This window comes from Pseudarthrobacter sp. LMD1-1-1.1 (assembly GCF_040676255.1).
In the GTDB taxonomy this organism is placed as follows: Bacteria; Actinomycetota; Actinomycetes; order Actinomycetales; family Micrococcaceae; genus Arthrobacter.
Genome location: NZ_JBEGHP010000001.1, coordinates 189230 through 204829 on the forward strand (window position 1 = coordinate 189230; position 15600 = coordinate 204829).

A 15600-nucleotide genomic window follows, 5' to 3' on the forward strand; every position below is an offset into this window, starting at 1 on the left:
CAGCGTTCGACGGCGGCTGGAAGCCTCCGCCTGGCTCAGCCCGGGCCTACCTGGGGCCGGCCCCGGGAATCAGCTCGGTGGCACCCAGGGCATCGGCGATGAACGCGTAGTCCCAGGCCCGCTCACGCCACTGCACATAGCGGCCGGACGCGCCGCCGTGGCCGCCATCCATCTCGATCTTCATGACAACCGGCTGGGACCCCGTGGTCTTGTTCCGCAGCTCCTGCACCCATTTGGCCGGCTCGACGTAAAGGACGCGGGTGTCGTTGAAGGACGTCACGGCGGCGATCCTGGGATAGGCCACCTCCCGCACGTTCTCGTAGGGCGAGTAGGACTTCATGTAGGCGTAGGCCTGCGGATCCGTGATGGGGTTGCCCCATTCCTCCCACTCCAGCGCGGACAGCGGCAGGTCGGGATCCAGGATGCTGGTGAGCGGATCCACGAACGGCACCTGCGCCACGATCGCCGCATACTTCTCCGGCGCCATGTTGGCGATGGCGCCCATCAGCAGGCCGCCGGCCGAGCCGCCCAGCGCCGCGATCCGTGCAGGGTCCACCCAGCCGGAGTTTGCCAGCCAGTCGGTGGCGTCCACGAAGTCGGTGAAGGTGTTCTTCTTGGTGAGCTTCTTGCCGTCCTCGTACCAGTGCCGGCCCAGTTCCCCGCCGCCGCGGATGTGGGCGATCACGAACACCACGCCGCGGTCCAGCAGCGACAGCCGTGCGATGCCGAAGCCTGGATCCATGCTCATCTCGTAGGAGCCGTACCCGTACACCAGGCCCGCCGCCGTCGAATCCTGCTTGACGGACTTGTGCCGCAGCACCGACAGCGGGATCCGCGTGCCGTCGCCGGCAGTGGCCCACTCCCGGGTGGCCACGTAGTCGCTGCCGTCGTAACCACCCAGCACCGGGCTTTCCTTGCGCAGCAGCAGCTCGCCGGCCGGCTGCTCCGGCGTGGGAAGCACGAAGTCGTAGATGCGCGACGGCGTGAAGTAGGACGTGTAGCCCAGCCGGATCACGGGGGCTTCGTAGTCCGAGCCGCCGACGCCCGCAGTGTAGAGCTCCTCGTCGAAGGCCGGTTCCACCGGTGCCTGCTGGGCGGGGGTGCCCAGGCCGGGCAGCCCCATCACCTGGACGCGTTCGATGGTGTCCTTGCGGATAGACACGATCAGGTGCGTGGCGGTGACGCCCGCGCCGTTGACGCGGACGTCATCGGAATGCCCGACGACGGTCCGCCAGGTCTGCTCCGAGAGCGGCTTTTCCAGCTCGGCGGGGTCAGCCAGGGAGACCATGGAGTTGATGGCGCCGCGGTTGTGCGTGAGCAGGATCTTTTCCTGCCCGTCGAGCAGGAAGGGCTCGGCCTCGTACAGGACGCGTTCGTTGCGCGAAATGACAGTGGTGACGGCGGCAGTGGGATCGTCGAAACGCAGCAGCCGGGTTTCGCTGTACTCCGAGCAGCCGATGCCCAGCATCAGGTAGCGCCGGTCCGCGGACAGCTCGAAGCCCAGCCACATGGCGGCGTCGTCCTCCTGGTACACCACCACGTCGTCGGACACCGGGGTGCCCAGGACGTGCGCCTTCACCTGGTAGGGGCGCCAGGACTCGTCCACCACGGTGTAGAACAGGCGGGTGCCGTCCGGGGAGAAGGCAACCCCGTAGAAGATGTTCTCGATGACATCCGGCAGCAGTTCGCCGGTGCGGAGGTCCTTGATCCGTAAGGTGAACCGCTCATCGCCGGAGTTGTCCACCGCGTAGGCGTACAGGTTGCCGTCAATGGTGACGGCGGTACCGCCCACGGAGAAGAACGGCTTGCCCTCGGCCTCCACGTTGCCATCGAGGAGGATCTCTTCGCCGGGAATCCCTACCCCTGCCTCCACTGCCGGCGGAGTCCAGTCGGCCACTTTGTCCCCGGTGTCCTGCGCCTTCACCCGGCAGTGGATGCCGTACTCCTTGCCCTCCGCGGAACGGCTGAAGTACCACCAGCCGTCCTTGCGGTGCGGGACGGACAGGTCGGTTTCCTGGGTGCGGCCCTTGATCTCCTGGAAGATGGCCTCGCGGAGCGGTTCCTGGTGCGCCGTGACGGCTTCCTGGTAGGCGTTTTCGGCCCGGAGATGCTCCACTACCTCCGGCGACTCCTTGTCCCGCAGCCACTCGTAGTTGTCCACGAACGTCTCCCCGTGGTGGGTGCGCTCGGTGGGGATCTTCTTGGCAACCGGGGGCGCTGGGATCGCAGTACCGGTGGAATCCTGCAGGGAAGTGGAGGTCATGGATTCAATATATAGACCCCCTCCGGCAACCCCGCAGGGCGTTCGCTACCGGGGGAGCCGAAAGGGGCGAAAGACTCTGGGTGCCTGCCCCGCGGCCCGGCAGGCTGGAAGGGCGTTGCGAGGACAGGAGGCACCATGACCGTGGAATCCGGACCCGCTCCCCGGGCCCAGGCATGGCTGGCGGTGGCCCGCTGCGTGGCGGCGTCCTGTGCCATGCTGGTCCGCCGGCAGGTCCATCTTCCGAAACACAATGTTGGCAGGGTGCTGCGGTTCGCCGACGGAAGCACCGCGCGGGTCTACCGGGAGACCGCCGTCGACCGCCGGCCCGCCGAGCCCTGCGTCCTGGTGGTGGCCTTCACCCTCCGGCTGGTCCGCGGCAGGGCGCACCGCCTGTTCGAGGCGGAGAGCCTGATGAACACCCCGCTCTTTGTGGGGTTCCCGGGGTTTGTCTCCAAGCTTTGGTGCGCCCACGACACCTTCGGCGCCTACCGCGGGCTGTACGAATGGGACGGTCCCGAACGCGCCCGCAAGTACGCCGCAGCCCTGTGGCGCGTCCTGGAACTGGTCAGCGTCCCCGGGTCCATCAGCTACAAGGTGCTTCCCGGACTGCGCCGCGACGAGGTGCTCGCCAATCCCGCCGCGATGCCGGCCGCTGCCCAGGCGGACCACGCCTGGTGGCGGCTCCTCAACCCCGACTAACATCCGCCGCCCATGCCACCCGGTCAAGGTACGACGGCGGACAGCGACGTCCTGGTGGTGGGCGCTGGTCCCGCCGGACTCACCACTGCCCTCCAGGCCCACGCCCACGGCGCAACAGTGCGGGTGGTGGACCGGCGCGCGAACAGGGCGCGTCCGTCCCGCGCCATGATGCTGCACGCCAGGGCGCTCGAGGGCCTGCGCCCGCTGGGGGTGACCGATGAGCTGCTCAACCGCGCCGACACCACTCCCGAGGCACGCATCCACCTGGGCCGGCACGTTGTCGAAGCCCGGCTGGGCCACGCGGACCTCCCGGACACGGCCTTCCCACACCTCACCCTGGTCCGGCAGGCCGACGTCGAGGACGTCCTCTGCCTGGCGCTTCAGGCCCGGGGGATCCACGTGGACTGGGGCGTTGAGTTCCACGGGTTCGAGCGGGAGCCAGCCCTGGCGTCCACGCAAAGCCTGGTGCGCGCGGAGCTGCATCCCGCCGGCGGCCTGGGGCGCAACCTGGCGGAGCACCACGTGTCCCGGTTCCTGGCCGGCTGCGACGGGCAGTCCAGCACTGTCCGGGGCCTGACCGGTGCGCAGTGGCGCGGGGGCCCGTACGGAGTGGAAGCGGTCATGGCCGACCTTGAACTTGATGGCTCCCTCGACGAGGGGTTGCTGCACGTGGCCGTCGGCGCCGCCGGGCTGGTATTCCTGTTCGCGCTGGGCGAGGGTGCCACCTGGCGAATGCTGGCAACCCGTCCGGCAGCCCCGGCGCCGGGAGCCCGGTTCGGCCAGCTGGGTCCGCCCGTTTCCGCAGAGGAGGTGGCCCGGCTGGTGGGGGAATCGGGACTGAGTGGATCCGGCCTGGGTGCTGCGGTCAGCGAGGTGCGCTGGTCGGCGCAGATTCCGCTGCAGCACCGGATTGCCAGCACCTTCGGCGCCAGTCCTGTCTTCCTGGCCGGTGATTCCGCGCACGCCCACTCACCCGCCGGCGGCCAGGGCATGAACAACGGCATCCTGGATGCCCTCAACCTCGGCTGGAAGCTGGGCTTCGCCTCGTCCGCGGGTACGCCGCTTCCGGAACTGCTGGACAGCTACGGGCAGGAGCGGCGGCTGGCGGCCCGGCGCGTACTGGCGCTGACGCACGTGATCTTCTTCGGCGAAGCCTCGCCGCATCCGGTGGCCCGGCTGGTCCGGAGCGCCCTGCCCGTCTTCGCGCCGGTGCTGCCGCTGCTGCTGCGCCGGCGGTGGCTCACTTCCAAGGGCATCAGGTTGCTGGCCCAGCCGTTCGTGAACTACCGCGGCAGTGCGATATCACGAGACCGTATGCCCGGGGCCGGCGGATGGCCGAGGCCTGGGGAGCGGCTGCCGGACGGGCCCGCTTCCGTGGGCGGACGGGTGGCCCGTCTTCACGACCTGACCGCGGTGCCGGGCATCCACCTGTTGTTCGAGCGCGACGCCGCGCCGGGCACACTGGGTGCCGGGCCCGCTTTCCCTGCGGGTCCCGGTTCGCCACTGGTCCACGTCCACCGGCTCACCAGCCACCCTGGGCGGGGCGTGGTGGCGGTCCGCCCGGACGGGTACGTCGGCTACCGCTGCGGTGAGGCCGACCCTGGCGAGCTTGGGTCGTGGCTGCGGCTGGTGGGTGCCGCGGACTGAAGGCTGCACACGGTGGCAACCACCCGCCGTCGTGATGCTCCATCACTTATGGCTTCCAAAACCGGTGTTTAGGAACCCACAACTGATGGAGCAAGGGGGGGGGAGGGGAAGGGTGGTTGCGGGGGGATGGCAAGCGTAGTCTGGTCAGTTCAAGGCAGGTCCGCCCTATGCGTGATTTGCCAGTATGATCCGCCCAGTGTGAGAGGGGAAGTTCCATGACCATCCCGCCAGTGCACGAACCAGAGCCGTTTCCGCCCGAACCTGGCCCGGAGCCCACGTCCCCGGACCCCACCCAGCCGCGCCCGCCCGGCCCGCCGTCCCCGAACCCGTTCCCCGCACCACCGTCACCGGGGCCGCTGCCCGTCCCGGACCCGGGCCCCGCTCCGCTCCGTCCGGACCCCACCAGGGACTGACCGCAAACCTTGGAAGGGGGCTTCCGCCGGCTGCGTATGCGCAGGTGGAAGGCCCCTTTTCCGTGCCTGGGCAAGGGCCGGAAAACCACCGGAATCCGCTGCCGCAAACTCTTGCAGACTTACTCCTCCAGTGCTAAAAAATCTATATCAGCCACTACAGATCGGCTGATACGGAAACTGTGTTGGACCATCTCTTACGAGGAGGGAAGCCATGTTGATGCGAACCGATCCGTTCCGCGAGCTGGACAGGCTGGCCCAGCAGGTCCTCGGCACGGCTGCACGCCCGGCGGCGATGCCGATGGATGCATGGCGCGAGGACCAGGAATTCGTCGTGGCCTTCGATTTGCCCGGTGTTTCGGTGGACTCGGTGGACCTGGATGTTGAACGGAATGTCCTGACGGTGCGGGCCGAACGCCCGGACCCGGCGGGCAAGGACATCGAGCTGGTCGCCTCTGAACGGCCGCGCGGCGTCTTCAGCCGCCAACTGATCCTGGGCGACACCCTGGACACCGAACATGTCAAGGCCAGCTACGACGCAGGTGTCCTGACGCTGCGCATCCCGGTCGCCGAAAAGGCCAAGCCGCGCAAGATCGAGATCGAAACGAAGGGGGCAAAGCAGGAAATCGCCGCTTAGTTTCACACAGGACCGGGAGACGGGCTCATCTGTTGACTGCCTTTTTGGGGCGAATCGCCATTCTGTGCACGCCACAGCGCCAGACAGCGCACCGGCAGCGTAGGCCTTAACCTCCCGCCACGGTGGCCCCCGGCTTCGGCCGGGGGCCATCCACGCGTCCGGGGACTTGCGTCAGACGCTGAGCTCCAGCATCAGGGCGGGCAGTTCATCGGCGAGTTCGCGGGCCAGGAATCCCAGCGGCCCCAGCCTGCTGGCCAGCCGGTCCGCTGCCGCCGCGTGCAGGTGGGTACCCCAGCAGGCCGCCTGGGCGCCGGTGGTTCCGCGGGCCCGGAGCCCGGCAATCGCCCCTGCCAGGACGTCGCCGCTGCCGGAGGTCCCCAGGCCGCCGTAGCCTGTGGTGATCTTCCAGAGTTCGGGTTCGTCCGGGTCCGGGCCGGGCGGCCGGGCGATCAGTCCCTGGCAGCTGACCACGGCGCCGTACCGGGCGGAGATCTCGGCGAGGTCCTTTTCGAGGTCCGCCACGTCCCGTCCCAGCAGGATGCCGGCTTCGGTGGGGTTCGGGGTGAGGATCAGCCGGCCGCGCCAGGGGTCCAGCTGGTCCTCGAGCTGCACCAGGGCGCCCAGTGCGTAGGCATCGAGGACGACGGCGGCCCGTTCCGTGCCGTCAGAGTCGGGGGCTCCGTCACGGCCTGCCTCGCGTTCCAGCAGCGCCTCGAGCAGTCCGCGGGCCAGGTCCGGATCATCCAGCCCCGGCCCCACCAGCACGGCGTCCGCCCGGTCCAGGTAGGAGGCTATCGGCGCCAGCTCCGGCTTGACGGATCCCCCCGGAGTTTCCGGCAGGCCAATGGCGCCGCACTCCGGCAAGGCAACCCCCAGCTGCACGGCCACCGATTCCGCCACCGCCAGTGTGAGCTTCCCGGCCCCCGCGCGCAGGGCCGAAACCCCGGCCAGCAGCGCAGCACCGGGAGTGGCCCGGGCGCCGCCCACCACCAGCACGGACCCGCGAGAGTACTTGTCCGCGCCCGGCGCCGGCAGCGGCCATTCGCGCAGGAGTGACGGCGCTACCAGTGTGGCGCCGGAGGAGTCACCGCGGCCGGACACTGGTGTCTCCCGCGTGCTCGGTGACAGTGACGCCCTGCTCCGCCAGGTGGTCGGCCACGTTGAAGCTTTCCAGCGTCCACGGGCCCACCCCTGAGGGCCGGACGAACCGGGTGATCGAGGCGTTAAGGATGGCTTCCGTGGCCGCGAGGTCCAGCAGTTCCTTCTCGCTGAGTCCTTCGAGGACATACCGGAACAGCATGATCACGGCGTCGTGGCACACCAGCATCACCCGGTGGCCGGTGCCCAGGTTGTTCAGTTCCGCCAGCACCGACCGCAGCCGCAGCGCTACGTCGGCCCAGGATTCCCCTCCCGGCGGCCGGTAGTACAGCTTGCCCAGCCATTCCCGGCGCTCGGATTCCTCGGGGTAGCGGTTCTCGACGCCCAGCCGGGTGAGCCGGTCCAGGATGCCGAGCTCGCGGTCGCGGAGCCGCTCGTCGATGCGCACCTCCAACGGCCAGCCGGCGGTTTCCACCGCAATCTCGGCCGTCTGCCGGGCACGCGCATAGGGGGAGGAAACCACTGCGTCCGGGCGGAACTCCCCGGCAATCCGTCCCAGCGCGGTGCCCAGCGCCTCGGCCTGGTCCCTTCCCGTTCCGGACAGGTCCACGTCCGCGTCCCGGGCAGGAACCTGGATGACCTCCACGCCGGCCTCACGCGCCTCGGTGGCCGCAACGTTGCCTTCGCTCTCGCCATGCCGGATCAGCAGCAGCTCCACCGCCCCGGCCTCCTGGACCGCCTCCGTCAGGCCGTCGTCGTTCGAAGATCCACCGTTCACAAAACCACCCCATCCTCGCCGTGCAAAACCGTGCCTCATGCCGTGCCGAATTCAGGAACACTACCAACGGCGTACCCGGGGGCGGCGGAAAATAACGGACGACGGCGGCAGGGCACCGTGGGTGCGCGCGCCGCCGTCGCCATCGCATCAGAACGGGATGGAACCGGCGTTACCGCTCGGGCGTCAGGACCTTGGAGAACACGGTGCCGCCGTTGGCGTTGCGGAGGCTCACGGTGAAGCTGTTGTCCTCACCGAGCTGGACGTGCCCGAAGAACTGGTTCTCGCCGTCGCGCGGGGACTCGCCGGCAAAGCGTCCGGTCTTGGAGAACACCACCTCGGGGCCAAACGTGGCGTCCATGGAGTTGGGGCCAAAGGAACCTGCCGCGATGGGGCCGGCCACGAACTCCCAGAACGGATCGAAGTCGGTGAAGGCGGCCCGTTCGGGCGAGTAGTGGTGGGCGGCGCAGTAGTGCACGTCCGCGGTAAGCCACACCGTGTTCTTCACGCCGTTGCGCTTGAAGGCACTCAGCACCCCGGCGATTTCCAGCTCACGGCCCAGCGGGGCTCCGGCGTCGCGGTTGGACAGGCTCTCCTGGTTCACCGGGCCGTCCGGGACCACCACTCCCAGCGGGAGGTCGTTGGCGATCACCTTCCAGGTGGCCTTGGACTTGGAGACCTCGCTGACCAGCCAGTCCACCTGCTCCTGGCCCAGGATGGCGGTGGCGTACGGTTCCTTGCCGTCGGTGTTGGGAGACTTGTAGGTCCGCATGTCCAGGCAGAAGATGTCCAGCTGCGGGCCGCGGGAGATCTTCCGGTAGATGCGGGCCGGCTGGTACGTGCCGGCGTCGTCGAAAGTTCCTGGACGCCAAAGGGCCGAACTGTCCGCGATGGGCATGTTCTCCTGCCAGGCCTGTCGTCCGCGGGCGGCGAGGGTGTTGACGCCCCCCACCGTGTAGCGGGAGTCGTCCAGGATCTGGCCGGGGTACCAGTTGTTGTGCGTCTCGTGGTCATCCCACTGGGCGATCACCGGCACGTCCGCGAACAGGGCGCGCATGTTGGCGTCCATGGAGTTGTAGCGGTGACGGCCGCGGAACTCGGTGAGCGTCTCGGCAACCTTGGACACCTCTTCCGTCACCAGGTTCCGCCACACCTGCCCATCCTTTTCCACCACGGTTTCGGCGATGGGGCCGTCGGCGTAGATGGTGTCGCCGGAGTGGATGAAGAAGTCCGGGCGGGTCTGGTGCATGGCACGGTAGCCGCGCATGCCGCCGATCTCCTCGTTGATGCCCCATCCCTGGCCGGCCGTGTCACCGGTCCACACAAAGCTTTGCGCGGACGACGCCGGGACCTCGCCCCCGTTGCTCGTCCCGCCGGTGCGGCCCTTGCCGTTGACCGTCCCGGCGTCCGGTGCCGTGCGGAAGCTGCCGCTGACCGCCTCGCCGGCCGCGCCGCCGTCGTCCTCGAAGCTGATTTCCAGCGCGAACCGGGTGTTGGACGGCAGGTTCCCGGCGTGGATCTTGGCGGTGAAGTCGGACGCCTGGGTGGCGCGGGGCCCGCGGAGGACCCGCTCAAAGGCGCCGCGCCCGCGCAGGACCTGGCCGGCGTCGTCCACTGCCCGCAGGACCGCCGTCATCCGCCCGGCGCCCGAGGCACGGGACCAGAGGACGGCGGAATCGGAGGTGACGTCGCCGGTGGCGATGCCGCTGGGCACGGTGAGCCGGTTGCGGACCAGCGCGACGCCGGCGGGAGTCTGGGTGGCGGCCGTTGCGTTGGCTGCGGGAACGGAGGCCAGCGCGGCGGCGAGGACGGAACTCTTGACGATGGTGCGGCGGGAAACCCCTGCCTGGGAAGACTCAGTCATGTCCTCAGGCTTTCCCGGGGCGGCACACAAATTCTGGCGGTCGGGTGAACCCGGGGTGAGGCGCGGCTGAACAGCAGGCGGCCGCAGCGCCCCACCCGGGCTAGGGCTTCGCGAAGTCGGCGATCCGGCCCTCCCGCAAGGCCGCGCCCACCGCGGCGATGCCTCCGTAGTCCGGGAACAGCACGGACTGCCCGGCCACGAAGCCGGAGCCCAACGTGGGAAGGGTCATGGTGCCGATGGCGTTCACATCGAGGTTCCGCAGGCTGTACGCCAGCATTGCGGCCTGAAGGGGATCGAAGCCCCTGTCCACCGTGAGGCAGCAGGAAGCGAAATCAACCAGCGACCGCACCGCGTTCACGTCATTGAGGGCGCCGCCTGCCGTGAGGCGGCCCAGGATCGCGCGGAGCATGATCTGCTGGTCACGGACACGCTGGAGGTCGCCGTCGGTGAAGGCATGGCGCTCGCGGGAGAACTCCAGCGCAGCCTGGCCATCGAGGTGGTTCACGCCGGCGCTGAAGACATGCTCGGTGTCGATGGTGGACTGGAAGGGAATCGGGACATTGACGTCGATCCCGCCCAGGCCGTCCACCAGGATCTTGAACCCGCCGAAATCGAGCATCAGGGTGTGGTCGATGGTGATTCCCAGCAGCTGCTGGACCGTTGCCGTCTGCATGTCAATGCCGCCGTACTGCAGCGCGGCGTTGATCTTGGCGCTGCCGAACCCGGGGATGTCCACCCAGTTGTCGCGGTTGATGGAGATGAGGTAGAGGCTCCGCCGGTCGGCAGGGACGTGGACCACCATGAGCGTGTCCGCCCGCTGGTCCTGGGGTTCACCGGTGGCTGCCGTATGCGCTGCGGCCTCGCGTGCCGGGACATCGCGGGTATCGCTGCCGATGACCAGGATGTTCATCGGGGCCGCGGGCAGGTCAGGGATCGGGGCAGGCGGCGGCGGTGGAGCAGGGGCCGGCGGGGGAGTTTCGGACGGCGTGGGAGTCGGTGTGGGTGTGGGAGTCGGGCTGGGCGACTGGGTCTGGGTGGCTGCAGGCTGCGCTTCCTGGCCGGCCCGGTTCAGGCTGAAGACCGCGATGCCGGCGGCCACCACCAGCACCAGCGCCAGCAGGGCTGCGATCCAGCGGCGCCGGCCCAGGGCAACGATCCAGGCAGGACGGTGGGAACCGGCTGGGCCCGGTTGCCGGGGGCCGGGATTTCCGGCGCCGGGCCCGGATGGATCAGAACCGCCTGGGATGCTCATGCCGCCTCCACCTCATTGTGACTGGTGGGATCAGTGTCCGTCCCGCAGGCCCCAATTGGCTACAGGAGTATCCAAACTGTCACCTGGGAAATGGCCTGCCCGGCCGCCGTGATGCTGCGTTGATGCTCTTCCGCCGCAGGGATTATTGCCCGCCGGCCGGGAAGTTGAGGCGCGCGTGCCGCAGGATGGAGACGATCGCGGGGGCCAGCTGGTCTTCCATCTCCCGGTAGACCTCCGGTGCACGGCGGTACGGGTCCACGATGTCGTTATCCGATGCGTCCGCCGGGAGCGAGAGATGACGTACCCCGGCGGCCCGCGCAGCCAGCCCCCGCCACAGGGCCGCGGTGGCAGCGAGCCCACCCTCGGCGTCGGACCCGTGCGTGCGGGACCCGGCGTCCCCGGAAGACGGGTCCCGGGAAGACGCGTCCCGGGAGGATACGACGGCGGCGGGCTGGCTGTCCGCACCGGCCGCCCGCTGGTCGAGGACGTCGAGCATCCGGGCGAACTCGCGGATGGTGAACGTCCGCTTGAGCAGGGAGGCATCCAGCTGGAGGACTTCTCCGCGGTGCCCTGAGGTCATGGTGAGCACCAGGTCCACGCCGCGCAGGATCTTTGGTGTGAGCTGCCGCGCCGCGAACCCTTCAGGGTCGCCGCCAAAGGTCCGCACAATGTCCGCCGAAATGGGCTGCATGGGCTCGCCCACCAGGGCCCGGGTCCCGGCACTGGCCACCTGGAAACCACCCGGCACTACCTGGTCCAGCCCCGCCTGCAGCAGCCTCTCGGCCACGGGTGACCGGCAGATGTTCCCGGTACAGACAGTCAGGATTCGTACTGGCGCGGAAGTGTCCAAGGAGATGTTCTCTTTTCCCAGCTGGTGCCGGACCCGCTCAGGCCCGTGCCTTTCAACTTAACACGCAACGGCGCGGCGGCAGCCTCCCGAAGCCGGGGACCGCCGTCGCGCCGTGTATATCCGCTAGAACGCGGACGTGCGGCTACAGCATGGCCAGCAGCTGCTTCATCTGCGTGATCTCCGCCTGCTGGGCATCCACGATGTCGTGGCCCAGCTTCACCGCTTCGGGAGACTTGCCGGCGCCGATCTCCTGCTGTGCCATGTCGATGGCGCCCTCGTGGTGGCCGATCATCTGCTCCAGGAACAGCTTCGCGGCCTCGGTCCCGGTGGCGGACTTGAGCTTGTCGATGCCGGCGTCGTCGACCATCCCGGACATGCCGTGGCCGGAATGGTCACTCATGGCGGTGGGCGCGCCCCAGCCCGACAGCCAGCCGGTCATCTGCTCGATCTCCGGTGCCTGCGCCCCCTTGATCTTGGTGGCAAGCGCGGTCACCTCCGCCGGCACATCCGACTTGGCCAGGATGATGTCGCTCATCTCCACCGCCTGCGAGTGGTGGGGGATCATCATCTGGGCAAACATGATGTCCGCCTGGTTATGGTCGGCGCCGGCGCTGGGCATGCTGCTGGCGCTGGGCATGCTGCTGGACATGGCGCCGGAGCTGCCGTGGTCCATGGGCATGCTGCTGCCGGAGCCGGCGTTGGCGGCGCACCCGGCGAGGCCGAGAGAAGCTGCCAGGGCAGCGGCAATGGAAAGGGTCTTGAAAGTGGTCTTCATGGTTGTCCTTCAGGGATGTAGTGGAACTGGGCCGTGATGGGAGGCGCAGTCCGGTTTACGTCCGGCTGATGGACAGGTCGCAGGGCGTGGGGCTGGGCGGCAGGTAGTCGTAAGCAGCGCCGGGCCGGCTGGCTGCCGGCAGCAGCGGCAGGACGGCCAGGGTGGCCTGTGGCGGGGAAAGGGTGACAGGGCCGCTGGGGGCCGACGGGATGCAGGGCGCCCCCGATTCCTGCGCACCCGGGCAGGAATCACCGCAGGCCGCCGAGGCAAGCTGAGGTTCGTCTGTGCCGGCTGCCGGCAGCGCGTGGCCGGCATGGCTTCCAGGATCAGAATGCGCGACGGCGCTGTGCCCGGCAGAATGCCCGGACATGCTGCCCTGGGAAGCGGCCCCGTGCGAGGCATGCCCGGACGTCAGCACGTGCATGCCCAGCAGCCCTGCGATGACGGCCAGGGCGGCGGCGAACAGCCAGGCACGGCGGAAGAGGGACGCCACGGCGCGGGTGGTCATGGCCGTCCCTCCTTCCATTCGGTCTGCAGTGCTCAACGTACCTCGGACGGGTTCAGTTTCAGGCGACGGAGGAGCTGTGCGTTCAGGGCCACCACCACGGTGGACGCGGACATCAGCACAGCCCCGGCCGCAGGCGAGAGGACCACCCCGGCGAAGGCCAGGACGCCGGCGGCCAGCGGCACGGACAGGACGTTGTATCCGGTGGCCCACACCAGGTTCTGCCACATCTTCCGGTAGCTGGCGCGGGACAGGTCCACCATGGACAGCACGGCACGGGGATCGTTTCCGGCCAGCACCACGCCGGCGGATTCCACCGCGACGTCGGTTCCGGCGCCGATGGCGATGCCCACCTCGGCCCGGGCCAGGGCCGGGGAGTCGTTGACGCCGTCGCCCACCATGGCCACCTTCAGCCCGCGGGACTGCAGCTCGGCCACCTTCTTGTCCTTGTCGGCGGGCAGGACCTCGGCGAACACCTCGTCGATGTCCAGGTCCGCGGCCACGGCCTGCGCCACCTGGTGGGCGTCCCCGGTGACCATGGCCACCTTGATGCCGCGGCGCTGCAGGGCCGAGACGGCCTGCCGCGACTCCGGCCGCACCGCATCCTCCATGCTCACCGCACCCAGGATGCCGCCGTCGTCCACCACGTGCAGCACGGCGGCGCCGCGGTCCATCCACGTGCGCGTACTGGCGGCCAAAGAGTCAGGTTCGACGACGCCGAGCTCGCGCAGGAGCGCCGGCCCGCCCACGTGCACCGTGCGGCCGTCCACGCTGGCCCGCACGCCGCGGCCGGTCAGCGAGGTGAAGCCGGTGGCTTCGGGCAGTGCCAGGTTCCGTGCCTTCGCGGCCCGCACGATGGCCCTGGCGACAGGGTGCTCGCTGTCGGACTCCACCGCGGCAGCAAGTGCGAGTACGGCGTCGGCATCCGCTCCGCCAGCTACGGCAACATCCTTCAGTTCCGGCTCGCCGGTGGTCAGCGTGCCGGTCTTGTCGAACAGGACCACGTCGATGGTGCGCATGCGCTCCAGGGCCATCCGGTTCTTGATCAGCACCCCGGCACGGGCGGCCTGTTCCGTGGAAATGGCGATCACCAGCGGGATCGCCAGCCCAAGGGCGTGCGGGCAGGCGATCACCAGCACAGTGACGGTGCGGGTGACGGCCTCCGGAACGCTGCCCAGCAGCGTCCACGCGATGAAGGTCAGGACACCGGCGCCGGCGGCAAAGTAGAAGAGGAACGCCGCGGCGCGGTCCGCCAGGGCCTGGGCGCGTGAGGAGGAGGCCTGTGCTTCCTCCACCAGGCGCTGGATCCCGGCCAGGGCGGTCTGGTCCCCAACCGCCGTGACCCGGACCCGGACACTGCTGTCCGTGGCCACCGTTCCCGCCACCACCGTGTCCCCTGCGCCGCGGGCCACGGTTTTGGATTCACCGGTGATCATGGACTCGTCGAATTCGGCCTGCCCCTCCACCACGCTGCCATCGGCCGGCATGCGGGCGCCGGGCCGGACCAGGACCAGGTCCCCGGGGCTGAGTTCAGACACGGGAACGGTTTCAGTGCCGTTGTCCGTGATGCGTTCGGCCTCGTCGGGCAGCAGCGCGGCCAGGGCATCGAGTGCGCCCTGCGCGGACCCGAGCGCGCGCATCTCGATCCAATGGCCCAGCAGCATGATGGCAACCAGCAGTGCCAGCTCCCACCAGAAGTCCAGGTCGAAGCCGCCGATCCCCAGGCTGGTGACCCAGGACGCAGCGAACGCCACGGTGATGGCCATGGCGATCAGCAGCATCATTCCCGGCGTGCGGTCTTTCAGCTCTTGCAGGCCGCCCTTGAGGAACGGCTGGCCGCCGTAGAGGAAGATGACGGTGCCCAGGACTGGCGGGATCCAGGCCGAGCCGGGGAACTCCGGCGGCATGTAGCCCAGGAGGTGGCCCATCATGGGGCTGAAGTAGACCACGGGAACAGCGAGGGCCAGGGTCAGCCAGAACCTGTTCTTGAACATGGCGGTGCTGTGTCCGGCGTGCTGGCCGTGGGTATGGACGGTGTGGTCGTCGTCGTTGTGGGCGCCGTGCTGGGCGTGACCGGCACCGTGCGCCGGCGGCTGCGTTAGCGTTCCGCTGGGCGGCGAGTGGTGCTCATGGCCGCCGGTGGAATGCTGCGTGTGCTGCTGGTCCTGCATTGGTCCTCCTTGGAGGCAAGCGCTGCCCGGACCTGGTCCGGGGGCTGGGGAATGTGGGGGCGTTCCGGGACGCTGGCTGTCTCAGGCGAGGGCGTAGCCGGCGGACTCTATGGCGGCGCGCACGTCGGCGTCGGGCGCCGATCCGATGACGGCCAGCGGGGAGCTGCCGCCAGGCACCAGGTCCACCGAGGCCGAGGTGACGCCCGGGACGGCGGAAACTGCGGTTTCGACGGAGCGGACGCAGTGCCCGCAGGTCATGCCCGCCACCGCGTAAGTCCGTGGCGTGGAGGATTCGGCGTGGGCATTGACGACGCCGACAGGGGAGACCTGCGTGGCAGGCGCAGTCAGGGTGCCGGACGGCTGCGCAGCGCTGGCGGGGGCGCAGCAGCTGCAGCCGGAGGAGGCGAGGGGGAGCTGGGGACGGTTCCCGGTGTTCATGTCAGTTCCAATCCGTTGAGGGAATCAAGGGGTGCTGGGGTTGAACGGCTGTGAAAGTCCGGTGCAGGCACCGGCCGGGACATACCACTTCACTGACAACACCCACAATATACCCCCTGGGGGTATATTGGGTCAAGCACCATAGGGCATTTCCCCCGGGACTTCCATAGGACCTACCGCACTACCTTCTGTTGCCGCGGGCGACCATACTGGAAG

The 15600-nt window shown here is 69.1% G+C and carries 14 protein-coding genes; 4 read left to right on the plus strand and 10 right to left on the minus strand.

Going from position 1 to position 15600, the window contains the following annotated elements; genetic code table 11:
* Positions 1-46 precede the first annotated feature (46 nt).
* Positions 47-2263, minus strand: coding sequence for a S9 family peptidase (locus tag MRBLMD1_RS00910; RefSeq protein WP_364396579.1), 2217 nt, complete (start codon positions 2261-2263; stop codon positions 47-49).
* Positions 2264-2398: 135 nt separating this feature from the next.
* Here MRBLMD1_RS00910 and MRBLMD1_RS00915 point away from each other — a divergent pair, with 135 nt between their 5' ends.
* The 4 genes from MRBLMD1_RS00915 to MRBLMD1_RS00930 all read left to right on the plus strand — a co-directional run bounded on the left by MRBLMD1_RS00915 (position 2399) and on the right by MRBLMD1_RS00930 (position 5656).
* Entirely contained in the window at positions 2399-2962 is a 564-nt protein-coding gene (locus MRBLMD1_RS00915; protein ID WP_364396581.1) for a hypothetical protein, read from the plus strand.
* Between the two features lie 12 nt (positions 2963-2974).
* Positions 2975-4609, plus strand: a complete 1635-nt coding sequence (locus tag MRBLMD1_RS00920; protein WP_364396584.1) for an FAD-dependent monooxygenase — start codon at positions 2975-2977, stop codon at positions 4607-4609.
* A 215-nt stretch (positions 4610-4824) separates the two neighbouring features.
* Positions 4825-5022 carry a hypothetical protein gene (locus MRBLMD1_RS00925; protein WP_364396586.1) on the plus strand — a complete coding sequence of 66 codons (198 nt, stop codon included), beginning with the start codon at positions 4825-4827 and terminating at the stop codon, positions 5020-5022.
* A 211-nt stretch (positions 5023-5233) separates the two neighbouring features.
* Positions 5234-5656, plus strand: a complete 423-nt coding sequence (locus MRBLMD1_RS00930; protein ID WP_159633328.1) for an Hsp20/alpha crystallin family protein — start codon at positions 5234-5236, stop codon at positions 5654-5656.
* Between the two features lie 171 nt (positions 5657-5827).
* On the opposite strand, the gene MRBLMD1_RS00935 is transcribed toward MRBLMD1_RS00930, so the two are convergent.
* The 9 genes from MRBLMD1_RS00935 to MRBLMD1_RS00975 all read right to left on the minus strand — a co-directional run bounded on the left by MRBLMD1_RS00935 (position 5828) and on the right by MRBLMD1_RS00975 (position 15384).
* Positions 5828-6757: an NAD(P)H-hydrate dehydratase gene (locus MRBLMD1_RS00935; protein ID WP_364396589.1), complete on the minus strand. Its 930-nt coding sequence runs from the start codon at positions 6755-6757 to the stop codon at positions 5828-5830.
* Entirely contained in the window at positions 6741-7532 is a 792-nt protein-coding gene (locus MRBLMD1_RS00940; RefSeq protein WP_364396592.1) for a histidine phosphatase family protein, read from the minus strand. Before MRBLMD1_RS00940 ends, MRBLMD1_RS00935 begins: the two co-directional genes overlap by 17 nt.
* Positions 7533-7701: 169 nt before the next feature.
* Positions 7702-9393, minus strand: a complete 1692-nt coding sequence (locus tag MRBLMD1_RS00945) for an alkaline phosphatase D family protein (RefSeq protein ID WP_364396595.1) — start codon at positions 9391-9393, stop codon at positions 7702-7704.
* A 100-nt stretch (positions 9394-9493) separates the two neighbouring features.
* Entirely contained in the window at positions 9494-10645 is a 1152-nt protein-coding gene (locus MRBLMD1_RS00950) for an LCP family protein (protein WP_364396597.1), read from the minus strand.
* A gap of 142 nt (positions 10646-10787) precedes the next feature.
* The gene (locus tag MRBLMD1_RS00955; RefSeq protein ID WP_364396600.1) at positions 10788-11495 is read right to left on the minus strand and encodes a low molecular weight phosphatase family protein; all 708 of its coding nucleotides are present in this window, start codon (positions 11493-11495) and stop codon (positions 10788-10790) included.
* A gap of 142 nt (positions 11496-11637) precedes the next feature.
* Positions 11638-12270 (minus strand): DUF305 domain-containing protein, encoded by a 633-nt coding sequence (locus MRBLMD1_RS00960; protein WP_364396603.1) that lies wholly within the window; start codon positions 12268-12270, stop codon positions 11638-11640.
* 55 nt (positions 12271-12325) lie between these two features.
* On the minus strand, positions 12326-12778 hold the full coding sequence (locus MRBLMD1_RS00965) for a hypothetical protein (protein ID WP_224026939.1): 453 nt from the start codon (positions 12776-12778) through the stop codon (positions 12326-12328).
* 32 nt (positions 12779-12810) lie between these two features.
* Entirely contained in the window at positions 12811-14946 is a 2136-nt protein-coding gene (locus MRBLMD1_RS00970) for a heavy metal translocating P-type ATPase (protein ID WP_364396606.1), read from the minus strand.
* Between the two features lie 81 nt (positions 14947-15027).
* Positions 15028-15384: a heavy-metal-associated domain-containing protein gene (locus tag MRBLMD1_RS00975; RefSeq protein ID WP_159633307.1), complete on the minus strand. Its 357-nt coding sequence runs from the start codon at positions 15382-15384 to the stop codon at positions 15028-15030.
* Positions 15385-15600: the final 216 nt, after the last annotated feature.

Bases quoted from the DNA above. Each gene is read 5' to 3' on its own strand.
- MRBLMD1_RS00910 (WP_364396579.1), bottom strand. From the start codon at position 2,263: ATGACCTCCACTTCCCTGCAGGATTCCACCGGTACTGCGATCCCAGCG.
- MRBLMD1_RS00915 (WP_364396581.1), top strand. From the start codon at position 2,399: ATGACCGTGGAATCCGGACCCGCTCCCCGGGCCCAGGCATGGCTGGCG.
- MRBLMD1_RS00920 (WP_364396584.1), top strand. From the start codon at position 2,975: ATGCCACCCGGTCAAGGTACGACGGCGGACAGCGACGTCCTGGTGGTG.
- MRBLMD1_RS00925 (WP_364396586.1), top strand. From the start codon at position 4,825: ATGACCATCCCGCCAGTGCACGAACCAGAGCCGTTTCCGCCCGAACCT.
- MRBLMD1_RS00930 (WP_159633328.1), top strand. From the start codon at position 5,234: ATGTTGATGCGAACCGATCCGTTCCGCGAGCTGGACAGGCTGGCCCAG.
- MRBLMD1_RS00945 (WP_364396595.1), bottom strand. From the start codon at position 9,393: ATGACTGAGTCTTCCCAGGCAGGGGTTTCCCGCCGCACCATCGTCAAG.
- MRBLMD1_RS00950 (WP_364396597.1), bottom strand. From the start codon at position 10,645: ATGAGCATCCCAGGCGGTTCTGATCCATCCGGGCCCGGCGCCGGAAAT.
- MRBLMD1_RS00960 (WP_364396603.1), bottom strand. From the start codon at position 12,270: ATGAAGACCACTTTCAAGACCCTTTCCATTGCCGCTGCCCTGGCAGCT.
- MRBLMD1_RS00965 (WP_224026939.1), bottom strand. From the start codon at position 12,778: ATGACCACCCGCGCCGTGGCGTCCCTCTTCCGCCGTGCCTGGCTGTTC.
- MRBLMD1_RS00970 (WP_364396606.1), bottom strand. From the start codon at position 14,946: ATGCAGGACCAGCAGCACACGCAGCATTCCACCGGCGGCCATGAGCAC.
- MRBLMD1_RS00975 (WP_159633307.1), bottom strand. From the start codon at position 15,384: ATGAACACCGGGAACCGTCCCCAGCTCCCCCTCGCCTCCTCCGGCTGC.